This window comes from Tranquillimonas alkanivorans (genome assembly GCF_900115595.1).
Lineage (GTDB): Bacteria > Pseudomonadota > Alphaproteobacteria > Rhodobacterales > Rhodobacteraceae > Tranquillimonas > Tranquillimonas alkanivorans.
In genome coordinates this window covers 128,413-145,160 of the sequence record NZ_FOXA01000008.1, presented here as the reverse complement: position 1 = coordinate 145,160, position 16,748 = coordinate 128,413, and the positions used below count along the sequence as shown (strand labels likewise).

Below are 16,748 nucleotides of genomic sequence, written 5' to 3'. Positions count from 1 at the left end.
GGAGGGGACGACATGGACAACATCGCCGGAAAGAAGTCGGGCCTGACCTGGGCCGTCAACATCTCGGTCATCGTCATGGTGCTCCTGTGGCTGATCCCGACAGTGGGGCTTCTGGTCTCGTCCTTCCGCGACCGCGACCAGATCTCGGCCTCGGGCTGGTGGCAGGCGCCGTTCTCGGTCGAGCTGACCTATGCCACCCGCGCCTCGGACCCGGTGGTGACGGACGAGGGCGCGTACATCATCGAGGGCAACATCTTCGCCACCGACGAGGTGGCCGCGAGCTTTGCCGCGGGCGAAAGCACGATCTCGGCCTTCGGCGACACCGGCCGCAACCCGGCCGAGTTTCCGGCGGGGGGCCAGGCCGACCTGGGCGACGGAGAGATCCTGACCGTCCAGCCCAACGGCGATTACCGCTATGTCCTGCCGGAAGAGCCGCGCCGCCCGCCGCGCATCTATTTCGAGGCCGAGACGCCACCGGAATTTACGCTCGACAACTATCGGACGGTGCTGACGGCCGACAACATGGACCGCGCTTTCATCAACACGATGACCGTGACGATCCCGGCGACGATCATCCCGATCCTGATCGCCGCCTTCGCGGCCTACGCGCTGGCATGGATGGACTTCCCGGGGCGGGGGCTTCTGATCGCGGCGGTGGTGGGCCTGCTGGTGGTTCCGCTTCAGCTTGCGCTGGTGCCGCTTCTCAAGCTGCACCAGGCCATCGGCATCGGGCAGAGCTTCCTTGGCATCTGGCTGGCGCATACCGGCTTCGGCCTGCCGCTCGCGGTGTACCTGCTGCGAAACTACATGGTGGGCCTGCCGCGTGACATCATCGAAAGCGCCAAGGTGGACGGTGCGACGGACTTCCAGCTTTTCGTGCGCATCGTGCTGCCGCTGTCGTTCCCGGCCTTGGCGGCATTCGCGATCTTTCAGTTCCTGTGGACCTGGAACGACCTGCTGGTGGCCAAGGTATTCCTGCCATCGGCCGACGAGGCCAAGGTCATGACCGTGAAGATTGCCGACGACCTGCTTGGTTCGCGCGGGGGCGACTGGGGCATTCTCGCCACGGCGGCCTTCGTGTCCATCGCGGTGCCGCTTGTGGTCTTCTTCGCGATGCAGAAATACCTGGTCCGCGGCCTTTTGGCCGGCTCGGTGAAGTGACGACGAAGGAGGCTTGGTGAGCTTCGCAGACCCCCAGGTGGAACTTCGCGGCCAGGCGCGCGGCGACGTGCCCGACCCCGACTGGTGGCGGGGCGCGGTGATCTACCAGATCTATCCGCGCTCGTTCCAGGACAGCAACGACGACGGCATCGGCGATCTGTCGGGCATCATCCACCGAATGCCACACGTCGCCTCGCTTGGCGTGGACGCGATCTGGATATCGCCGTTCTTCCGCTCGCCCATGCTGGACTACGGCTATGACGTGTCGGACTACCGCGACGTCGACCCGATCTTCGGCTCGCTGGGTGACTTCGATGCGCTGGTGGAGTGCGCGCACGGGCTGGGTATCAAGGTTCTGATCGACCTCGTTCTGTCCCACACCTCCGAACAGCACCCGTGGTTCCGCGAAAGCCGTGCCAGTCGCACTAACGCGCGCGCCGACTGGTACGTCTGGGCAGACGCCAAGCCCGATGGCACGCCGCCCAACAACTGGCTGTCGATCTTCGGCGGCTCGGCGTGGGAGTGGGACGGCGAGCGCATGCAGTACTACATGCACAACTTCCTGACCGAGCAGCCGGACCTGAACTTCCACTGCGCCGAGGTGCAGGACGAGCTTCTGAACGTCGCGCGCTTCTGGCTCGACCGTGGCGTTGACGGATTCCGGCTGGATACCGTCAACTTCTACGTCCACGACAAGGAGTTGCGCGACAACCCGCCGCTCGACCCCGAGCATCGCAACGACAACACCGCGCCGTCGGTGAATCCCTACAACTTCCAGGATCATCTCTACGACAAGACCCGGCCCGAGAACCTGGAGTTCCTGCGCCGCCTGCGCGCTGTGATGGACGAGTATCCGGCGATCACCAGCGTCGGCGAGGTCGGGGAAAGCCAGCGGGGCATGGAGACGCAGCGCGACTATACCGCCGGCGACGATTTGCTGCACATGGCCTACGACTTCGACTTCCTGTCGAGCCAGTACCCCTCGGGCAGCCGCATCAAGGCCATCCTCGAGCGTTTCGACCGCATCGTGACCGAGGGCTGGGCCTGCTGGGCGTTCTCGAACCACGACGTCGTGCGCCACCGCACCCGCTGGAATCTGAGCGAGGCGTCCGTGCGGCTGCATGCCGCCGTCCTGCTGTGCATGAAGGGGACCGTGTGCATCTATCAGGGCGAAGAGCTGGGCCTGTCAGAGGCGTATGTCCCCTACGAGGATCTGCACGACCCCTACGGCAAGCGCTTCTGGCCCAAGTTCAAGGGCCGCGACGGCTGCCGTACGCCGATCCCGTGGACGCGCGAGGGCGCGCATGGCGGCTTCAGCGACGCGAAGCCCTGGCTGCCGGTGGCGGTCGAGCATCTCGATCGCGCAGTGGGCGTGCAGGATGCCGACCCGGACTCGACGCTCAACTTCTATCGCGACTTCATCGCGTTCCGGCGCGCACACCCGGCGCTCGCAAAGGGAACGCTGACGGTCCTGCGCGCTGACGATGACGTGCTCAGCCTTATCCGCGAGCACGACGGCACGCGGGTGCTCTGCGTCTTCAATCTGACCGACGCAGGGCAGGTGGCGGAGCTGCCCGGGGGCGACTGGCAACAGGACCTCGGCGCGCCGTTTTCTGCGCAGGAGCAAGACAAGGGAGAAATCCGGCTGCCACCGTGGCAGGCTTACTTCGCGGTGGCGCGCTGACTGGATCGAGGGGAGGGAAACCATGGCGGAACTCACGCTGACGGACGTCAAGAAGGCCTACGGAAACGTCACTGTCCTGTCGGACATCAACCTGCACATCGACAAGGGCGAGCTCGTCGTCTTCGTCGGACCATCCGGCTGTGGCAAGTCCACGCTCTTGCGGATGATCGCAGGGCTCGAGAAGATCTCGGGCGGCGAACTCAAGATCGACGGTGTCGTGGTCAACAACATGCCGCCGGCGCAGCGGGGCATCGCGATGGTGTTCCAGTCCTACGCGCTCTACCCGCACATGACGGTGCGCGACAACATGGCCTTCGCGCTGAAGATCGCGAAGAAGTCGAAAGAGGAGATCGACGCCGCCATCGCAAACGCCGCCCGCATCCTTCAGCTTGAACCCTATCTCGACCGCTTGCCCAAGGCGCTGTCGGGCGGTCAGCGGCAGCGGGTGGCGATCGGACGGTCGATCGTGCGCGACCCCAAGGTATACCTGTTCGACGAGCCGCTTTCGAACCTCGACGCCGCCCTGCGCGTGGCGACCCGGATCGAGATCGCGCAGCTCAAAGAGGCGATGCCGGAGTCGACGATGATCTACGTCACGCACGACCAGGTCGAGGCGATGACGCTGGCCAGCCGCATCGTCGTGCTCGCGGGCGGCGGCATCAGCCAGGTCGGCACGCCGCTCGAGCTATACGAGAAGCCACAGAACGAGTTCGTGGCCCAGTTCATCGGCTCGCCTGCCATGAACCTGCTACCCGGCGAGATCGTCGAGACCGGAGAGCGCACCGTCGTCAAGCTGAAGGGCGGCGGCACCGCGGTGTCGCATTATCCCTCGCAGCAAAGCGACATGGGCGCGAAGGTGAACGTGGGCGTGCGGCCCGAGGACCTGATCGAGACGCCGGGGCCGGAGTACCTGTACCGCAACACCGTGGATATCACCGAGGCGCTCGGCGAGGTCACGATCCTATACTTCCACCAGGAAGGCGACAGCGGCCACCAGGTGATCGCCAAGCTTCCCGGCATCCACAAGGAGTTGCGCGGGCGCGACGTGATGCTGAACGCCGATCCGTCGAAGGTGCACGTCTTCCTCGACGGCAAGTCGCTGCTCTACCGTTAAGCGGCGCCGCCCGGCACCGTTCTCTCCTCATCGGCCCGACAGGTCGGTGAGGGAGGTGATGTCCTGTCGGAGCGGACCGGCCGCCGGCGCTCAGGCGCTCGACCGGGCGAGCGGCGTGGCCTCCACCGCGCGCGCCTGGATCACTTCGGCCAAGGGGCGGGCGAGGATCGTGTTCTCGGCCTGGAACAGCTGCTTGAGCAAGTCGGGCAGGCTGCCGGAACTGCCTGCGATGCGGGCCATGGCGCGGTCCTCGTGCGCGCCGGGCACAGTTTCCGGCGGCAGGGCGCCCAGCGAGAGTTCCAAGTCCCGCGCAAGGTCCGCCACCGTCGCGCGGTAAAGGTCACGCGACAGGCTCAGGCAGCTCGTCTCGGTCGTCACGATGTAGCCGCGGTCGACGAGGCACTCGATGATCGGGTCGCGCAGGTCGATGGGCGCGGCATCCTGCACCTCGGACAGCGCCACGGTGCCGCCCTTCTCGGAGTGGCGGAACAGCACGCCCAGCACGACCACAGCCACCTCAAGCCGCCCTGCCGGCGTCAGGTCTCGGCCGGGGTCCGGGTCGCGCGTCTGCCACCAGTCGGGGAAGGACGCGGCGAAGACCGCGCCGAAGATGATCACCGTCCAAGACGAATAGACCCAGACCAGGAAGATCGGCAGCACCGCCAGCGCGCCATAGATCGTTTCGTAGGTCGATCCGCTGGTCAGAAAGCTGTTGAACCCCCAGCGCAGGATCTGGAACGCGATACCCGCAATGGCCCCGCCGAGCGCCGCGTGCTGCAGTCGCACGGGACGCGCGGGAACGAGCTTGTAGAGCAGCATGAAGGTCAGCGACTGCCCGAGCAGCGGGAAGATCACGTGCAGCGCGCTGCTCGGCACGTCGAGGGTATCTGTGCCCACTCCGGTCTCGGCATAGCGTATCGCCGTTGCCAGCACCCCGTTGGTCGGCGCAAAGCCGATGGCCAGAAGCAGCGGGCCCAGCGTCAGCACGGTCCAGTAGATCAGCAGCCGCACGCCGATGGGGCGGGGCCGCTCCACCCGCCAGACCTGGTTCAGCGTCGCCTCGATGGTCCACAAAAGCAGCACCGCGGCCACGGCGAGCGCGGCGATGCCCACGGCCGTCAGGTTGCTGGCATTGGCCGAGAACCGCGTGAGGTACTGTTGTATCTCGATCCCGACCTCCGGGACGACGGCGGTGAAAAACAGCTCTTCCATCCGGTCGCGCACCGCGTCGAAGGCGGGAAAACCCGACAGGATCGCCAGCGTCAGCACCATCAGCGGCACCAGCGCCAGAAGGGTCGAATACGTCAGCGCCCCCGCCGACTGGCCCAGCTGGTCGCCATAGAAGCGCCGCACCGCGAAGGCGACGAAGCTTGCCAGCTCTCGCAGGAAGGTGGGGATGCCGACGATGCTCCGCCGGGCGGACTGGATGAATTTGGTGTTCATGGCTCGTTCATAACAAACGCCGCGCCGGGTGTCGCGGTTGCACGTGGCGCATGCGGGGCTCATGTCCAGCGGGAGAGGGGGCTTCCCTTTCGTCACGGGCCGTGAAATAGGGAAGCGCCAAACGAAGACTCCCGCATTGGAGACATCCCATGGAGATTCGCGAGGCGCTCACCTTCGATGACGTCCTTCTTGTTCCCGCAGCGTCCTCGGTGCTGCCCTCGACGGCGGACACCCGAACGAAGGTCACGCGCGAGATCGCGATGAACATCCCGGTCCTCAGCTCGGCCATGGACACGGTGACCGAAAGCCGCATGGCCATCGCCATGGCGCAGGCCGGCGGCATCGGCGTGATCCACCGCAACCTCGGCGTGGAAGAGCAGGCAAACGAGGTCCGGCGCGTCAAACGCTTCGAAAGCGGCGTCGTCTACAACCCGATCACGCTGCGCCCCGACCAGACGCTGGCCGACGCCAAGGCGCTGCAGGAGCGCTACCGCGTCACCGGCTTCCCGGTCGTGTCCGAGGATGGGCGCGTGCTGGGGATCGTTACCAACCGCGACATGCGCTTCGCCAGCGACGACGCGACTCCGGTGCGCGTCATGATGACCTCGGACGACCTGGCGATGCTCACCGAGCCGTTCGAACTGGACGAGGCGAAAAGCCTGATGAAGGCCCGCCGGATCGAGAAGCTGCTGGTCACCGACGGCACCGGCAAGCTGACCGGCCTTCTGACCCTGCGCGACACCGAGCAGGCCGTGCTGAACCCGCAGGCGTGCAAGGACCGGCTGGGCCGGCTGCACGTGGCGGCGGCGACCACGGTGGGCGACTCGGGCTTCGAGCGGTCCGAGGCGCTGGTTGACGCGGGCTGCGACATCATCGTCATCGACACCGCCCACGGCCATTCCGAGGGCGTTGCGGCCGCCGTGCGGCGCGCCAAGGAGTTGTCGAACAACGTGCAGGTCATCGCCGGCAATGTCGCCACCGGCGACGGCGCACGTGCGCTGATCGATGCCGGCGCCGACGCGGTGAAGGTCGGGATCGGCCCCGGCTCGATCTGTACGACGCGGATGGTCGCGGGCGTGGGCGTGCCGCAACTGACCGCCATCATGGACAGCGTGGCGGGTGCGGGCGACGTGCCGATCATCGCGGACGGCGGCATCAAGTTCTCGGGCGACTTCGCCAAGGCCATCGCGGCGGGCGCGTCCTGCGCGATGGTGGGTTCGATGCTGGCCGGCACGGACGAAAGCCCGGGCGAGATCATCCTGTACCAGGGGCGCAGCTTCAAAAGCTATCGCGGCATGGGCAGCCTGGGCGCCATGGCACGCGGCTCGGCCGACCGCTACTTCCAGAAGGACGCGGCCTCGGACAAGCTGGTGCCGGAAGGGATCGAGGGGCAGGTGCCCTACAAGGGCGCGGCGGGCGCGGTGGTTCACCAACTCGTCGGCGGCCTGCGCGCGGCGATGGGCTATACCGGCTGCGCCACAATCGACCAGATGCGCGGCGGCTGCAACTTCGTGCGCATCACCAATGCCGGCCTGCGCGAAAGCCACGTGCACGATGTGGCGATCACGCGAGAGTCGCCGAACTATCGTATTGGCTGACGTGGGCGGCCGACGGCATCATTGTGCCGCCGGTGCGGCGCCTCAGATATCGTCGTCGTCCTTGCTCACCGAGGAGACCTGGCGTGCGACGTAAAGCTGGTCACCCATCAGCTCCATCAGGTCGAACTGCTCTTCCACGAAGTCGATGTGGTCCTCCTCGTCCTTGAGGATGTTCATGAACAGCTCGAACGATCCCAGGTCGCCGGCCTCGCGGCACTCGTTGGCGGCCTTGTCGTAGTACTCGCGAGCCTCCTTTTCCATGCGCAGCTGGGTGTCGAAGATGCCGCGCACGCTCTCGGGCTTCTCGATGTCGTCGAGCGTCTGCACGTCGGCCTTGCCGTCGAGGAACAGGATGCGCGTCAGGAACGCCTGGGCGTGGCCACGCTCTTCCTCGATCTCCTCGCGCATGCGCTCGGCCAGGCGGTCGACGCCCCAGTCATCGAGCTGACGCTCTTGGTAGAAGTAGGTGTTGACCGTCGTCAGCTCCATCGTGAGCGCACGTTGCAGGTGCTTGAGGGAAACTTCGGGACCTTTCATCTCGGCTTCTCCATGCGTTGGTGTTCGTCAGCAGCGCAACGTTGAGCGGCACCTGTCGTTCCGGCCGCACCTGCGGCATCCCGTCCGAGGCGTGCACCGGGGCAGGGCGTCTGTGCGAACATGCAGGACCGGGACCGGCCGGAACGGAAAACGCCGCGCCGGAGGGTCCGGCGCGGCGTCTGTGAACGTCGGGATGTGGGCGGTGTCAGCCAACGAAGGCCTTTTCGACCACGTATTCCTTCGGATCGCTGTTCGCGCCCTCACGCAGGCCGAAGCCTTCGAGGATGTCCTTCAGGTCGTGGTTGAACGCCAGCGATCCGCAGACCATCGCCCGGTCGGTCTCGGGCGACATGCCTTCGATCCCGAGGTCGCGGAACACGGTGCCGTCTTTCAGAAGTTCGGTGATCCGGCCCATCTTCGGGCTCTCTTCGCGCGTCGTGGTCGGGTAGTAGCGCAGCTTGTCCAGCCCGTCGCCGATCAACTCGCGCAGCATCTCGTCGTTCTTCACGCTCTCGACCAGCCGGCGGCCGTATTCCAGCTCGGCCACGTCGCGGCAGGTGTGGGTCAGGATGACCTCGTCGTAGTTCTCGTAGGTCTCCGGGTCGCGGATGAGCGAGGCGAAGGGCGCGATGCCGGTGCCGGTGGCGAAGAACCAGATCCGTTTGCCGGGCAGGAGCGCGTCATGCACCAGCGTGCCCACGGGCTTGGGCCGCAGGATGATCTGGTCGCCTTCCTGGATGTGCTGCAGCTTCGAGGTCAGCGGCCCGTCCTGCACCTTGATCGAGTAGAACTCGAGCTCGTCGTCCCAGGACGGCGAGGCGATGGAATAGGCGCGCAGCAGCGGCTTGCCGTTGTCGCCCATGAGCCCGATCATCACGAACTCGCCCGAGCGGAAGCGCAACGTTTGCGGCCGCGTTACGCGGAACGAGAACAGCCGGTCGGTCCAGTGCTGGACCTGCGTCACGGTCTGGGCGTCGGGAAGCGCCTTGACGGCGGTGGCGGCGGATTGGGTCACGGGTTTCTGCTCGGTCATCTCACGCAATGCGGGCCCGGTCGGCCCGCCCTCTCTCTAACGGTGTCGGTCCTGGGGGGAAAGGCGGCAATCAGGCGCGCAGGCGCGACTGATAGTCATGCGCGCGCCAGTTCGCGCGGCGCTGCCACTGATCCTCGGGCTGGCGCTGCGCCAGTTCGTCCGAGATCTCGACCTCGTCGAAGCCCGAGCGGCGGGCCATGGCGTACTGGTCGGCGATGACGTGGCCCTTGGCGCGCAGGCGGCCCTGAAAGCCCATCAGCCGCAGCCGGCGGGCGATGGTGAAGCCGCGCCCGTCGGCGAAGCTGGGGAAGTCCACCCGGATCATCACGATGTCCTCCAGCCGGTCGGCCAGCGCCGCCGGGTCCTGGTCGGAGGGCAGGTCCACCGCAAGGTCGGGCACCGCCGGGCTTTCGCCCAGCATCTCGAACTCGACGAAACCGCCGGTCCAGTCCTCGGGCTCGAAGCCCCTGTCGGTCACGATCACGCTCATTGTCATCCGCTTTCCCGGGAGCAGTTGCCCCCGTCGCTCAAGGTCCAGTTAAGGTGTCCGGGCTCAGTTCGCCACCGGGCCGCGCACCACGCGGCCGTTCACGAAGTGGATGCCGCATTCTTCCTTGTCGCGCCCGCGCCAGCGGCCGGCGCGCTCGTCCTCGCCGTCCTTCACTCGGCTGGTGCAGGGCGCGCAGCCGATGGAGGGATAGCCCTTTCCCACCAGCGGGTGCCGGGGCAGGCGGTTGTTGACGATGTAGTCCTGCACGTCCTGCTTGGCCCAGTGCGCCAGCGGGTTGACCTTGATGCGGCCCGTGTCGTCCTCGACCTCGAAGAACTGGAGCGCCGCGCGGGTCGCGCCCTGAAACCGTTTCCGACCGGTGATCCATGCGTCGAAGCCGTCCAGCGCGCGGGCCAGCGGCTCGGTCTTGCGCAGGGCGCAGCAGGCATCCGGGTCCTGCTTGTGCAAAAGCCCGTCCGGGTCGCGCAGGAAGGTCTGCGTCCGGTCCGGCCGGATCACGCGCACGTCGGTCAGGCCCAGCTTGCGGGAGACCTCGACCTGATAGGCCAGCGTCTCCTCGAACAGCATCTCGGTGTCGAGGAAGATCACCGGCGTCGTGCGGTCCACGACCGAGACCATGTGCAGCAGCACCACGGACTCGGCCCCGAAGGAGGACACCAGCGCCGTGCGGCCCACCTGCGGGTCGCGCAGCGCGTGGTCCAGCACCGCCGTTGCGCCGTGGTGGGCGTAACGGCGGTTCAGGTCCGCGGCGCGCTCGGCGACCGGGGAAAGGGGTTGCTCAAGCGGCATCGGCCCGCTCCTCCGCCGGGTAGAGCGCCGCCTTGAACGGCGCCATCCCCAGCCGGCGATACGTCTGGAGGAACGTCTCCTCCTCGCTTTCGCGATGCTCGAGGTAGGCGTAGACGATCCGCTCGATGGCCGGCACGATCTCGTCCGCCGGGAAGCCGGGGCCGGTGCGCGTGCCGATGGCCGCGTTCTCGGTCCCGTCGCCGCCGAGCGTGATCTGGTAATTCTCCACCCCCGCCCGGTCGAGCCCGAGGATGCCGATGTGGCCAACGTGGTGATGGCCGCAGGCGTTGATGCAGCCCGAAATCTTGATCTTCAGCTGCCCGATGTCGTGCTCGAGCTTCAGTTCGTCGAACCGCGTCGCGATCTCCTGCGCGATGGGGATCGAGCGGGCCGTCGCCAGCGCGCAGTAATCCATCCCCGGGCAAGCGATGATGTCCGAGATCAGCCCGATGTTCGCCGTCGCCAGCCCCGCGTCCTTCAGCGCGGCGTGGACCGCCGGCAGGTCGGACTTGTGAACGTGCGGCAGGATCACGTTCTGCTCGTGGCTGATGCGCAGCTCGTCGTGACCGTAGCGCTCGGCGAGGTCGGCCATCACGCGCATCTGCTCGGCGGTGGCATCGCCCGGCGTCTTGCCGTGCGCCTTGAGCGAGATCGAGACGATCGCGTACTGCGCGTTGCGGTGTGCCGTCAGGTTTGTGTCGGCCCACGAACGGAACACCGGGTCGCTGTCATAGGCGGCCTCGTAGGTGTCCGTCGCGGCGTCGCGGAAAGCCGGTGGCGCGAAGGCGGCCTCGATCTCGGCCAGAAGCTCCTGATCGCCGCCGCCGAACTCGGGGCGCAGTTGCGCGAAGCGCTCTTCCACCAGGTCGCGGATCGTGTCGATGCCGTGCTCGTGCACGGTGATCTTGACGCGCGCCTTATACTTGTTGTCGCGGCGGCCCAACAGGTTATAGACGCTGACGATCGCCTCGACATAGGGCAGCAGGTCCTGCGCCGGCAGGAAGTCGCGGATCACCTTGCCGATCAACGGCGTCCGGCCCAGGCCGCCGCCCACGATGATCTCGTACCCTGGCTGGCGGTCCTTCTCGACCATGCGGATGCCGATGTCGTGCGACTTCGTCACCGCCCGGTCGTTGGGCGAGCCGGTGACGGCGATCTTGAACTTGCGCGGCAGGAACTGGAACTCCGGGTGATCGGTGGACCACTGGCGCAGCAGTTCGGCCACCGGGCGCGGGTCCGCGATCTCGTCCGCGGCGGCGCCGGCGAAGTGGTCGGCGGTCACGTTCCGGATCGTGTTGCCCGAGGTCTGGATCGCGTGCATCTCGACGTCGGCCAGCGCCTCGAGCATGTCGGGCACGTCCGGCAGCTTCGGCCAGTTGTACTGGATGTTCTGGCGCGTGGTGAAGTGGCCATAGCCCTTGTCCCACCGCTCGGCGATCATGGCGAGCTGGCGCATCTTGCGGCTGTCCAGTGTGCCATAGGGAATCGCCACGCGCAGCATGTAGGCGTGAAGCTGAAGGTAGAGCCCGTTCATCAGGCGCAGCGGCTTGAACTCGTCCTCGGTCAGTGAACCGTCGATGCGGCGCTCGACCTGTTGGCGGAACTGCGCCACGCGCTCGCGAACGAAGGCTTCGTCGAACTCGTTGTACTTATACATGGGTCGACTCCTCGGCCTGCTTGCCGTGGTGATAGTTGGACGGGCCGCGCGTGCGGAACGTCTCGCGGAAGTGCGTGGGCTCGGGGCCGCACTGGCCCATCTTCGCGTCGGCGAGATAGGCGCCTACCACGACCGAGGCCTGCGATTGCGCGAAGAGCAGGCGGATTTGTCCGTGCGCCTCGTCCTCGATGAACTCGGCCTCGGCCATGTCGCGGCTCCAGCGGTCGTCTTCGGTCAGCCACACGTTGTCGCCTTCGAGAAGCGCATTGGCGGTGACCACTTTCGGGGTGAAACGGCGGCTCATTGCACGGCCTCCTTCAGATCGGGGCGGTCGGCCACGGCCAGCGCGGCGCGCGGGGCGAGGCCATAGAGGGTGAGGGCGGGGCCGGTCATCGCGGCCTCCGTCAGGGCGGGCTCCAACTCGGCCAGCGTGGTCGACAGGATGCGCTGCGTGGGGCGCGACGCGTCCTCGATCACCGTCACCGGAGTCGCGGGATCGGCCCCGTGCATCATCAGCCGGCCCTGCACGAACCGCGCGGCGCGCTTGCCCATGTAGATCGCCGCGACCTCGCCCGGACGCGCCAGTGCGCGCCAGTCGTGGTCGGCGAAGCCCTTCATGTCGTGGCCGGTCATGAACCGCACCGACGAGTTGCGCTGGCGCTTCGTGAGGCTTTGCCCCAGACCCGCGACCGCGGCCGAGGCGGCGGTGATGCCGGGCACGATGGACCACGACAGCCCCGCGGCCTCGCAGGCGTCGATTTCTTCGTCCAGCCGGCCGAACACGGTCGGATCGCCGGACTTCAGCCGCACCACCTGCGCGCCCTTGCGGGTGTGCTCGACGATCAGCGCGTTGATGTCCTCCTGGCTCACCGAGGGGCCGAAGCCTTCCTTCCCGGCGGCGACGATCGTCGCCTCGCGGCGCGCGAGTTCCAGAACCTCGGGCGTCACGAGTCGGTCGTGGATCACCACGTCGGCCTCGTGCAGCGCCCGGCGGGCCTTGAGCGTCAGCAGTTCCGGATCGCCCGGACCTGCACCGACGAAGGCCACGTGCCCCTCGCGCGCGGCGCGGGTCCTGTGCGCGTCGAGCAGGCTGTCCAGCGTGTCCCGGATCGCGTCCTCGCCCTCGGCGGCGGCGCGGGGACCGGCGTTGAAGTAGTAGTCGGACCAGAAGTCGCGGCGCTTGCGGCCGAAGGGCAGGGCGTCGACCATCGGGCGGAACGCCTTGCCCACGCGGGCGAGCAGGCCCAGCGAGGACGGCAGGCGCTCTTCCAGGTCCTTCTTGATTGCTCGCGCCAGCACGGGGGCCGCGCCCTCGGTCCCGATGGCGACGGTCACCGGGTCGCGGTCCACGATGGCCGGGGTGATGAAGGCGCTGTCCTCTAGGTTGTCGACGATGTTGACCAGCGCGCCGTCGGCCCGCGCGAGACCGGCCACGCGCGCATCCTCGGCGTCGTCCTCGTTTGCAGCATAGAACAGCGCGGCGCATACGGCGTCGCCCGGCCCGAAAGCGCGGCGCACCAGAGTCAGGCGCCCCTCGGCCGCCCATCCGGCGATCTCCTCCGCCGGATGCTCGGCGAAGACGGTGATGCGGCCCTCGGTCTTCATCAGCAGACGCAGCTTGGCGAGCGCCGCGTCGCCGCCGCCCGAAACCACGATCCGCCGGCCCTCGACCGACAGGAAGATCGGAAAATGCTTCATCGTGCACCCTCTGCCTGTTGCTCTCTATTTAGAACATCGTCCCGGTTTCTGCCTACCGGGGCTTGCCAATAAGGACGGGTGTTTCTATCAGGCGTGAGATCGAAACGATCGGCACGGGCAGAAGGGGATCACAGGAATGACGATCCGGCTGGACGAGATGGACCGGAAAATCCTCGCGCAGTTGCAGCGCGACGCGTCGCAGTCGCTCGACGACATCGCGCGCGAAGTGGGGTCGTCGAAGACGCCCGTTTGGAACCGCATCCGCAAGATGCGCGAGGCGGGGATCGTCGGCCAGCAGACCGTGATCCTGGATGCCGAGGCGTTGGGGTTCGAGGCCTGCTTCTTCGTTCTGATCCGCACCTCCGAGCACGAGGCCGAGTGGCAGAACAGGTTCCTCCACGCGCTCCGCGCCCGCCCCGAGGTGCAGGAGGCGCACCGCCTGGCCGGCGACATCGACTACATCCTCAAGGTCCGCGTGAAGAACGCCCGCGCCTACGACGCCTTCTACCAGGCGCTGATCTCCGAGGTGAAAATCCACAACGTCACGGCGCTGCTGTCGATGGAGGAGATCAAGTCGACGACGATGCTGCCGTTGTGAGATGGCGGGGGCGGCTGTCACCCACGCGCAGGCGGGGGCCTCGGGCCGCGGCGCAGCACCTGTCACCCCCGCGCAGGCGGGGCCTCGCGCCGCTGACTCCGCCGTTCGACCAAAGCGCTAACGGTAAGAAGTCTCTGCTTTCGCAGGGATGACACCGGCGCTTACCTCACCGGACCGCCCGCACCTTTCGACGCTCACGCCCCGGCGGCACCACCCGTCAGCTTCGGTGGCGCTTCTCGAAGCGGGGGAGCATGGCCGAGAAGTCGCGCCGGGCGCCGTCTTCCTGTTCCACGAAGGTTTCGTAGAGGTCGCGGGCGGCGCGGCCAAGCGGCGTGTCGGCGCCGGCGCTGGCAGCGGCGAGCTGGGCAAGGCGGAGGTCCTTGAGCATCAGCTCGGCGGCGAAGCCGGGTGCGTAGTCGTTGTCGGCGGGCGAGGCGGGGCCGACGCCGGGGGCGGGGCAATAGGTCGTCAGGCTCCAGGACTGGCCGGAGGAAGTGGAGACGACGTCGTACATCGCCTGCCGGTCGAGCCCCAGCCTGTCGGCCAGCGCGAAGGCCTCGCAGGTGCCGATCATGGTGATGCCGAGGATCATGTTGTTGCAGATCTTCGCCGCCTGGCCGTTGCCGGAGGGGCCGCAATGGACGGCTTTTTGCCCCATCACCTCAAAGAGTTGTGCGACTTTCCCGAAGCCGTCTTCGGAGCCCCCGACCATGAAGGTCAGCGTACCCGCCTGCGCGCCGCCGACGCCGCCCGAGACCGGGGCGTCGAGGGGGAGGAGGCCGGCGGCCTCGGCCTGGGCTGCGACCGCGCGGGCGCTGTCGACGTCGACGGTGGAGCAGTCGAGGAACACCGCTTCCCGCCCCATGGCCGGGACGACCTCGTCGGCGACGGCGCGCAGGACCTCGCCGTTCGGAAGCATGGTGATCGCCACCTCGGCGTCGGTGGCCGCCTCGGCTGCGGAGCGTACCATCCGTACATTTTCGGGCTGAACCTGTACGGTATCGAAGCCCCGCACGTCGTGCCCGGCCTTGGCCAGGTTCTCCGCCATGGGACGGCCCATGTTGCCCAGGCCGATGAAACCGATCTTCATGTCGCGTCTCCGAGGTCGAGGGGGTCCGGGTCGAGCGGGGCGAGGAGCGCCGCGACCTCCGCCTCGGTCACGTCGTCGGCGCCGCCGTGTCTCCAGCGCGGGGCGCCGTCCTTGTCGATGACCTTCGCGCGGATTCCCTCCAGCAGGTCGGCCTGCTCCATCGCGCGGTGGGTGAAGCGGTATTCGTGGCGCAGCGCATCCTCGATCGTGTCGGCGCGGCGCACGCGGCGGACAAGTTCCAGCGCGCAAGCCGCCGAGAGGGGCGAGGCCGCTTCGAGCCGTCCGAGCGCGGCGTGCGCCAGGTCGCTGTCATCCGCCTCGAGCGCGGCGACGATGCCGGGGAGCGTGTCGACGTCGAACAGGCGGTCGATGTCTGGCTGCTGGCGGGCGAGGGTGCTGTCGCCGGCCGGCGTCGCGGCGTCGGCGAGGGGCGCGCGATCGCCGTCCTCGCTCAGGCGCGCGATCAGTCCGGGCCAGGCGTCGCGCGGGACGTGGAGGTCGGCGAAGCCCGCGAAGATGGAATCGGCGGCGCTCATCCGCGTGCCGGTCGTGCTCAGATACTCGCCCAGCCGCCCCGGCGCACGGGCGAGAAGGAGCGAGCCGCCGACGTCAGGGACGAGGCCGATGCCGACCTCGGGCATGGCGATCTGCGCCCCCGTGTCCACGACCCGGTGCGCGGCATGGCAGCCGATGCCGACGCCGCCGCCCATGACGAAACCGTGCAGGAAGGACACCACCGGCTTGGCGAAGCGGAAGATGCGCCGGTTCATCCGGTACTCGTCACGCCAGAAGGCCTGAGCCGAGCCGAAATCGCCGCGCACGGCATCGCGGTAGACGTGGGAGATGTCGCCGCCGGCGCAGAAGGCGCGATCGCCCTCGGCGTCGAAGATCACGAGGGACACGGCATCGTCCTGCGCCCAGTCGGCCAGTGCGGCGTCGATCTGTCGGCACATCCGGTGCGTCAGCGCGTTCAGCGCCCGGGGCCGGGCCAGCGTGATGCGGCCGGCACAACCCTCGCGGCGGATGTGGATATCGCTCACGGTGTCACCGCCGGGCGCGGTGAGCCTTCGGGGCCCGGACGGGCGGCGGCCGCCGCCCGGTCGTGGCGTGGTGCTTTTTGCATGTCTCCTCCCGGCGCGGTCACGCCGGAAGAAATGTCCCGCATCGAAGCCGGGCTGGCAAGCCCGCCGGCTCAGATGACGCGGACCTGCGCACCCACCGGCACCAGCTCGAACAGCTCGGCGATCTTCTCGTTGAACAGGCCGATGCAGCCCGAGGACGAGCGCCGCCCGATCTTGCGCGTGTCGTGGGTGCCGTGGATCAGGTAGGCCGGCCATGACAGATAGAGCGCATGGGTGCCCAGCGGGTTGCCCGGCCCCGGCGGCATGTAGCGCGGCAGGTCCGGATCGCGGGCGATCATGTCCTGCGTCGGGGTCCAGTCGGGGCCTTCCTTCTTGCGCACCACCTCGGTGTAGCCGCGCTTGGTCAGCTCCTCGCTCATCGGGACCGAGGTGGGATAGAGCCGGTAATCCGATCCGTCGGCCGACCAGTAGTGCAGGGCGCGCGACCGGGTGTCGGCCAGCAGCGTGACGCGGTCCAGAGCGTCGAAATGGTCCTGCCAGTTCTGCGTGCGGAAGCTCGACGCGTTGCGGCGCGCCCAGTCGGCGCTCGCTTCGGCGCGCAGGATGGACGGCGTGGCAAGCGCGGCAGCGCCCATGGCCAGTGCCGCGCGGCGGGTGAATTTTTCGTGCATGTCCGGGCCTTTCTGCTCGATCTGCGACCTCGGCCGCACCCTCGCGTGAGCGGGACGTGAAATCCAGTGGGCGCAAGGTCAC

The 16,748-nt window shown here is 67.7% G+C and carries 16 protein-coding genes; 5 read left to right on the top strand and 11 right to left on the bottom strand.

Going from position 1 to position 16,748, the window contains the following annotated elements; genetic code table 11:
- Positions 1–12 precede the first annotated feature (12 nt).
- Genes BM162_RS11720 through BM162_RS11710 form a run of 3 tightly spaced genes read left to right on the top strand, consistent with a single transcriptional unit; the run spans position 13 to position 3,959 of the window.
- Positions 13–1,161: a carbohydrate ABC transporter permease gene (locus BM162_RS11720; protein ID WP_093422018.1), complete on the top strand. Its 1,149-nt coding sequence runs from the start codon at positions 13–15 to the stop codon at positions 1,159–1,161.
- 16 nt (positions 1,162–1,177) lie between these two features.
- Complete coding sequence (locus tag BM162_RS11715) at positions 1,178–2,845, top strand: alpha-glucosidase family protein (protein ID WP_439332833.1); 1,668 nt, start codon at positions 1,178–1,180, stop codon at positions 2,843–2,845.
- A 22-nt stretch (positions 2,846–2,867) separates the two neighbouring features.
- Complete coding sequence (locus tag BM162_RS11710) at positions 2,868–3,959, top strand: ABC transporter ATP-binding protein (protein WP_093422015.1); 1,092 nt, start codon at positions 2,868–2,870, stop codon at positions 3,957–3,959.
- Between the two features lie 90 nt (positions 3,960–4,049).
- On the opposite strand, the gene BM162_RS11705 is transcribed toward BM162_RS11710, so the two are convergent.
- A complete protein-coding gene (locus tag BM162_RS11705) occupies positions 4,050–5,402 on the bottom strand; it encodes a YihY family inner membrane protein (RefSeq protein ID WP_177215140.1) in 1,353 nt (450 codons plus the stop codon).
- A gap of 149 nt (positions 5,403–5,551) precedes the next feature.
- Between BM162_RS11705 and guaB the strand changes: the two genes are divergently transcribed.
- The gene (gene guaB, locus BM162_RS11700) at positions 5,552–7,000 is read left to right on the top strand and encodes an IMP dehydrogenase (RefSeq protein WP_093422010.1); all 1,449 of its coding nucleotides are present in this window, start codon (positions 5,552–5,554) and stop codon (positions 6,998–7,000) included.
- Between the two features lie 42 nt (positions 7,001–7,042).
- Here guaB and BM162_RS11695 read toward each other — a convergent pair whose 3' ends face one another.
- The 7 genes from BM162_RS11695 to cysG all read right to left on the bottom strand — a co-directional run bounded on the left by BM162_RS11695 (position 7,043) and on the right by cysG (position 13,225).
- On the bottom strand, positions 7,043–7,537 hold the full coding sequence (locus BM162_RS11695; protein ID WP_093422007.1) for a ferritin-like domain-containing protein: 495 nt from the start codon (positions 7,535–7,537) through the stop codon (positions 7,043–7,045).
- 205 nt (positions 7,538–7,742) lie between these two features.
- Positions 7,743–8,570: a ferredoxin--NADP reductase gene (locus tag BM162_RS11690; RefSeq protein ID WP_093422005.1), complete on the bottom strand. Its 828-nt coding sequence runs from the start codon at positions 8,568–8,570 to the stop codon at positions 7,743–7,745.
- Positions 8,571–8,640: 70 nt separating this feature from the next.
- Positions 8,641–9,060, bottom strand: coding sequence for a DUF934 domain-containing protein (locus tag BM162_RS11685; RefSeq protein WP_093422002.1), 420 nt, complete (start codon positions 9,058–9,060; stop codon positions 8,641–8,643).
- A 63-nt stretch (positions 9,061–9,123) separates the two neighbouring features.
- Complete coding sequence (locus BM162_RS11680; RefSeq protein WP_093422000.1) at positions 9,124–9,870, bottom strand: phosphoadenylyl-sulfate reductase; 747 nt, start codon at positions 9,868–9,870, stop codon at positions 9,124–9,126.
- Positions 9,860–11,527 carry a nitrite/sulfite reductase gene (locus BM162_RS11675; RefSeq protein WP_093421997.1) on the bottom strand — a complete coding sequence of 556 codons (1,668 nt, stop codon included), beginning with the start codon at positions 11,525–11,527 and terminating at the stop codon, positions 9,860–9,862. The genes BM162_RS11680 and BM162_RS11675 overlap by 11 nt, the downstream gene beginning before the upstream one ends.
- Positions 11,520–11,831: a DUF2849 domain-containing protein gene (locus BM162_RS11670; RefSeq protein ID WP_093421995.1), complete on the bottom strand. Its 312-nt coding sequence runs from the start codon at positions 11,829–11,831 to the stop codon at positions 11,520–11,522. The genes BM162_RS11675 and BM162_RS11670 overlap by 8 nt, the downstream gene beginning before the upstream one ends.
- A complete protein-coding gene (cysG, locus tag BM162_RS11665) occupies positions 11,828–13,225 on the bottom strand; it encodes a siroheme synthase CysG (RefSeq protein ID WP_093421992.1) in 1,398 nt (465 codons plus the stop codon). The genes BM162_RS11670 and cysG overlap by 4 nt, the downstream gene beginning before the upstream one ends.
- 136 nt (positions 13,226–13,361) lie before the next feature.
- Here cysG and BM162_RS11660 point away from each other — a divergent pair, with 136 nt between their 5' ends.
- Positions 13,362–13,823, top strand: coding sequence for an Lrp/AsnC family transcriptional regulator (locus tag BM162_RS11660; RefSeq protein ID WP_093421990.1), 462 nt, complete (start codon positions 13,362–13,364; stop codon positions 13,821–13,823).
- A gap of 217 nt (positions 13,824–14,040) precedes the next feature.
- Here BM162_RS11660 and mmsB read toward each other — a convergent pair whose 3' ends face one another.
- From mmsB to BM162_RS11645, 3 genes are all read right to left on the bottom strand, one after another.
- Entirely contained in the window at positions 14,041–14,913 is an 873-nt protein-coding gene (mmsB, locus tag BM162_RS11655; protein WP_093421987.1) for a 3-hydroxyisobutyrate dehydrogenase, read from the bottom strand.
- Entirely contained in the window at positions 14,910–15,953 is a 1,044-nt protein-coding gene (locus BM162_RS11650; protein WP_093421985.1) for an enoyl-CoA hydratase/isomerase family protein, read from the bottom strand. The genes mmsB and BM162_RS11650 overlap by 4 nt, the downstream gene beginning before the upstream one ends.
- A gap of 152 nt (positions 15,954–16,105) precedes the next feature.
- Positions 16,106–16,666 carry a L,D-transpeptidase gene (locus BM162_RS11645; RefSeq protein WP_093421982.1) on the bottom strand — a complete coding sequence of 187 codons (561 nt, stop codon included), beginning with the start codon at positions 16,664–16,666 and terminating at the stop codon, positions 16,106–16,108.
- Positions 16,667–16,748: the final 82 nt, after the last annotated feature.